Origin of the sequence: Labrys wisconsinensis, from assembly GCF_030814995.1 — a bacterium.
GTDB classification, from domain to species: domain Bacteria; phylum Pseudomonadota; class Alphaproteobacteria; order Rhizobiales; family Labraceae; genus Labrys; species Labrys wisconsinensis.
Map to the genome: position 1 here is coordinate 1 of NZ_JAUSVX010000044.1, position 4,182 is coordinate 4,182.

Genomic DNA, 4,182 nt, shown 5'->3' on the forward strand with positions numbered 1-4,182 from the left:
AGAAGAAGCTTTCGCTGCTTGAGAGGGAGGAGCCTCGCTCACCCCGCGACGGCGAAGCGTCCGTCCATTGCCGGCGCCCCGTCGGTGCGAGCCACCCCGCGCGCGCAAAGGTCTTCCAGATGCGCCAGGGTATTCAGCGCGGCCGCGCCGACCAACTCCGGCCGCAGGCCCTCATAGACCCGTGCGACGATGGCGGAGATGGTGCCGTCGCCCGCGGCGAGTGCCTTCAGGATCGAGGCTTCTCGCATCCGCCGGTGGGCGATCAGTGCCCGGAGGAAGGCCTGCGGCTGACCGACCGGGCCGCCGTGCCCAGGGAAATAGCGCTGCTCGGCGCGTCCGAGCAGCTTCTGCAGCGACGTCATATAGTCGCCCATGGCGCCGTCGGGCGGGGCGACGATCGAGGTCGACCAGGCCATGACATGATCGCCCGACAGGAGCACCCCGTCCTGCGCCAGGGAAAGGGCGAGGTGGTTGGCGCAGTGGCCCGGCGTGGCGATGGCGGTGAGCGTCCAGTCCGGCCCGGTGACCGCGTCGCCGTCACCGAGGATGACATCGGGCACGAAGTCATGGTCTGCGCTGGCGTCGAGCGCGTTGATTTCGCCGAGGCGCAGCGGCCGGGCGCTCCGGTGTCGACCGGCGCCATAGGTCTTCGCGCCGGTCGAGGCCGAGACCGCGGCTGCGGCCGGCGAATGGTCACGATGGGTATGGGTGACGATGACGGCGTCGACGCTTTCTCCTCGGACCGCGTCGAGCAGCCGGGCGATATGAGCGGGATCGGCGGGGCCGGGATCGACGATCGCCACCCGGCCGCGCCCGACAATGTAGCTGCAGGTCCCGGTGAAGGTGAACGGCCCGCCGTTCGGCGCCACGACTCGGCGCAGCCTGTCTGAAACTACATCGATCCTGCCGACTTGCGGCGGCGTCCGGTCGAAGGGGATGTCATCGCTCATGTGCCCGATCCGTGACGCCGGTGGAGAGACCTTGTCATTGCGCCGTAACCCGCAGCTCTTACCCCAATTTCGTTCGAACGGGAGCGGCAGATCGCGATGCAGGTTGCCGCGGCCCCCCGCTTGGCCTTCTCAACCTATGCACCGCCCCTCACAAATCGGATCCCACGATGCGTTCCCTCCTCCTTCTCACTGCAGCGAGCCTTCTCGTCACGCCCGTCCATGCAGAAACGGTCACCGTGCTCAAGGCGCCGGAGATCGTCATCGGGGACTTCACGCCACCTGCCCCCGGTGCCAAGACACTGCATCTGACTGTCGGCTTCGGCTCAGCCCTGTTCCGCGATCCCAAGGCCCCGGCCGGCACGGTGTTCGGCTTGGCCGACCGTGGCGCGAACCTCACCTGCGACGACGCGAAGGACGTTTACGGCGTCGAGCCGGAAGTCGCCTGCCCGGCGCTCGGGGGCCTCAAGGCCGGCGAGGGGCGCCTCTATCCTTCGCCCGACTATCAGATCGCGATCTACGAGCTCAAGCTCGATCCGGCCGCCAAGACCTTTGCCGTCACCCGCACCATCCCGCTCAAGACCCCTGCCGGTAAGCCTGTCTCCGGCCTGCTCAATCCGTTGAAGGTCGCCAAGACCGAGAAGGGACGCGACGGTGCAGGCCGGCCGCTGCCGGCCGATCCGAACGCCATCGACGCTGAAGGCCTGGTGCGCCTCCCCGACGGCCGCTTCTTCGTCTCCGAGGAGAACGCCACCGGCATCGTCGAAGTGTCTGCGGACGGCACGATCACCCGCCGCTTCGTTCCCGCCGGCACGGAAGGGGACTATGCAGCTGCGGACTATCCGGTGGTCGGCAGCCTGCCGGCGATCCTCGCCAAGCGAAACTCCAACCGCGGTCTTGAATCGCTGGCCCTGTCGGAAGATGGCCGCTTCCTCTATACGCTGGTGCAGAACCCGCTCGCCAATCCCGACGGCAAGACCTACAACGGTGCCGTCAACACCCGCCTGCTGAAGATCGAGATCGGCAAAGCCGCGGACGGGATGACGACGCTGATCCCCGTTGCCGAATTTGTCTATCAGCTCGACGATTGGCAGGCCTTCAAGGCGCTCGGCGCAACGGATGCGACCAAGCCCTCCTCGCTACGCATCAGCGAGATGCTGCACCTGGGCAACGAACATTTCGCCGTCGACGAACGCACGGACCAGATCGCCAAGATCTTCGAGATCAGCCTGCAAGGTGCGACCAACATCCTGGGCACCCTCTGGGATGATGCCGCCACGACACCCTCCCTGGAGCAGACGAAGGATCTCGCCGCGGCCAAGATCGCGCCGGTGACGAAGGTCGAGCGGCTGGTTGCGTCTTCCCTCGGCGACAAGGCTGCCTATCCCGCCAAGATCGAGGGCATGGCGCTCGATGCGGAGGGCAGCCTCGTGCTGATCAACGACAATGACTTCGGCATCACCGGCGAGGAAACGCGGGTGCTGATCGTCAAGGACAGCGGCATCGGGCCGAGGTCGTAAGCCGGCGGAGGGCGGGACGCCTTCCTGAGGCGCCCGATCGAGGCCGCAGCACATCTTCGGCAACGATGCGCCCGGGGCGGGCTCGCCGCGGGCGGCCCTTCCACCGCTAGTCGCGCCCGGCCAGGGCGGGATAGAGCCGGCGCCAGTCAGTCAGGGCGTCGGCATAGGCGTCGGCCAGATTCGAGTCCGGCTCGATCGTCTCCGCCCGTTGCGGCGGCGTGCACACCATCTCCGGCGGCTCACCCGTCGCCGCGAGCCGCCCCAGACGTGCGGCACCGAAGGCGCCCCCGGTCTCGCCTTCGGCAAGGCGGTGCAGCGGAAGGCCGAGCACATTGGCGAGGACTGCGATCCAGAAGCGCGAGCGCGAGCCGCCGCCGATGACATCCGCCTCGGCGATGGTGGTGCCCGCCGCGGCCAGTGCGTCGCGACAATCGGCAAAGGCGAAGGCGACGCCCTCCAGCACGGCCTGCACGATATTGTCGCGCCCTGTCTCGTGGCCGAGCCCGGCGAAGAGGCCGCGGACCGCAGCGTCGTCGTGCGGCGTGCGCTCGCCCGAAAGATAGGGCAGGAAGCGGACCGGCGAAGGAGAGGACGGCTTGTCTCCGAGCGGGGCCAGCAGGCCCGCTTCCTCCACGCCCAGCACCGCAGACGCCCAGGCAAGGCACGAGGCGGCCGAAAGGATGACGCCCATCTGATGCCACGTGGCCGGCACGGCGTGACAGAACGCATGCACGGCCCGGCCGGGATTGGGGGCGAACCGGTCCGTGGTCGTCCAGAGAACACCCGACGTGCCGAGCGACAGGAAGGCCGAGCCGGGACGGATCGCGCCCAGGCCGACGGCGCCGGCTGCGTTGTCTCCGGCGCTGCCGGCCACGACCGGCGGGGCTGCCATGGCCCAACGGCTGGCATAGTCCTGGCGCAGTCGACCGGCGGGCGCCGAGCCTTCGACAAGATGCGGCATATGCGCCCGCGTCAGGCCGGTGGCGGCAAGCGCCTCATCCGACCAGTCGCGCTTGGCAACGTCGAGCCAGAGCGTGCCGGATGCATCCGACATGTCCTCGATCGCCTCGCCGGTGAGGACCAGACGGACATAGGCCTTGGGCAGCAGCACCAGGGAGGTTCGGGCGAAGATCTCCGGCTCGTGCCGCTCCACCCAGACCAGCTTCGGCGCGGTGAACCCGGGCATCGCCTTGTTGCCGGTGACGGCACGCAGGTCGGGCCACCGCTCCTCCAGCAGCCGGCATTCGGCGGCCGAGCGTCCATCATTCCATAGAATGCAAGGGCGCAGCGGTCGCCCGTCGGCTCCGAGCAGCACGGCTCCGTGCATCTGGCCGGACAGGCCGATGCCTGCCACCGCCGCCAGTTCACGCGGATGGCTCGCCTTCAGCGCGTCGATGGTGGCGAGGGTCGCTGCCACCCAAGCATCCGGATCCTGCTCGGAAAAGCCTGGCCTCGGCCGTGAGACGACCAGCGCCACGCTCTGCGTGGCGACGACGCGCTGGTCAGCGTCGACCAGCACCGTCTTGACCGCGGAAGTGCCGATATCGATGCCAAGATACATGGGATATCCCTCGAGAAAGGCCTCTTCCGCAGGCGCCGGGCTCAGGGAGGCGCTTGCGACGCCGCCGGATCATCCGGCGTGCGTGCAAGGCTTTGGCGCCGGGCACGCATCGCGGTCAAGGCCTCCGGCGAATCAGGCGGCGATATCGTCCTGA

The 4,182-nt window shown here is 68.5% G+C and carries 3 protein-coding genes; 1 reads left to right on the plus strand and 2 read right to left on the minus strand.

Going from position 1 to position 4,182, the window contains the following annotated elements; genetic code table 11:
* Positions 1-38: 38 nt before the first annotated feature.
* Entirely contained in the window at positions 39-950 is a 912-nt protein-coding gene (locus tag QO011_RS42350; protein ID WP_307286731.1) for an MBL fold metallo-hydrolase, read from the minus strand.
* 11 nt (positions 951-961) lie between these two features.
* Here QO011_RS42350 and QO011_RS42355 point away from each other — a divergent pair, with 11 nt between their 5' ends.
* Positions 962-2,467, plus strand: a complete 1,506-nt coding sequence (locus QO011_RS42355; protein WP_307286733.1) for an esterase-like activity of phytase family protein — start codon at positions 962-964, stop codon at positions 2,465-2,467.
* A gap of 106 nt (positions 2,468-2,573) precedes the next feature.
* Here QO011_RS42355 and xylB read toward each other — a convergent pair whose 3' ends face one another.
* Positions 2,574-4,028: a xylulokinase gene (gene xylB, locus QO011_RS42360; RefSeq protein ID WP_307286735.1), complete on the minus strand. Its 1,455-nt coding sequence runs from the start codon at positions 4,026-4,028 to the stop codon at positions 2,574-2,576.
* Between the last annotated feature and the right edge of the window lie 154 nt (positions 4,029-4,182).